This window comes from Paenibacillus artemisiicola (assembly GCF_017652985.1).
GTDB classification, from domain to species: Bacteria; Bacillota; Bacilli; order Paenibacillales; family Paenibacillaceae; genus Paenibacillus_Z; species Paenibacillus_Z artemisiicola.
In genome coordinates, this window is sequence record NZ_JAGGDJ010000122.1 from 1 (window position 1) to 685 (window position 685).

Genomic DNA, 685 nt, shown 5'->3' on the forward strand with positions numbered 1-685 from the left:
GGAGGCATCGTTGGGATACCACCCTGATCGTATCGGAGTTCTAACCTGGTACCGTGATCCGGTACAGGGACCGTGTCAGGTGGGCAGTTTGACTGGGGCGGTCGCCTCCTAAAATGTAACGGAGGCGCCCAAAGGTTCCCTCAGAATGGTTGGAAATCATTCGCAGCGTGCAAAGGCATAAGGGAGCTTGACTGCGAGACCTACAAGTCGAGCAGGGACGAAAGTCGGGCTTAGTGATCCGGTGGTACCGCATGGAAGGGCCATCGCTCAACGGATAAAAGCTACCCTGGGGATAACAGGCTTATCTCCCCCAAGAGTCCACATCGACGGGGAGGTTTGGCACCTCGATGTCGGCTCATCGCATCCTGGGGCTGAAGTAGGTCCCAAGGGTTGGGCTGTTCGCCCATTAAAGCGGTACGCGAGCTGGGTTCAGAACGTCGTGAGACAGTTCGGTCCCTATCTGTCGTGGGCGTAGGAAATTTGAGAGGAGCTGTCCTTAGTACGAGAGGACCGGGATGGACGCACCGCTGGTGTACCAGTTGTTCCGCCAGGAGCACCGCTGGGTAGCCAAGTGCGGACGGGATAAGCGCTGAAAGCATCTAAGCGTGAAGCCCCCCTCAAGATGAGATTTCCCAGTATGTAAGACCCCTTGAAGACGACGAGGTAGATAGGTTCGAGGTGGAAG

Annotated in this window: 1 rRNA gene; it reads left to right on the plus strand. The window is 56.5% G+C overall.

Annotation, left to right across the window (positions count from 1 at the left end):
- Positions 1 to 685: ribosomal RNA gene (locus I8J29_RS33440) — 23S ribosomal RNA — on the plus strand; the annotation flags it as partial.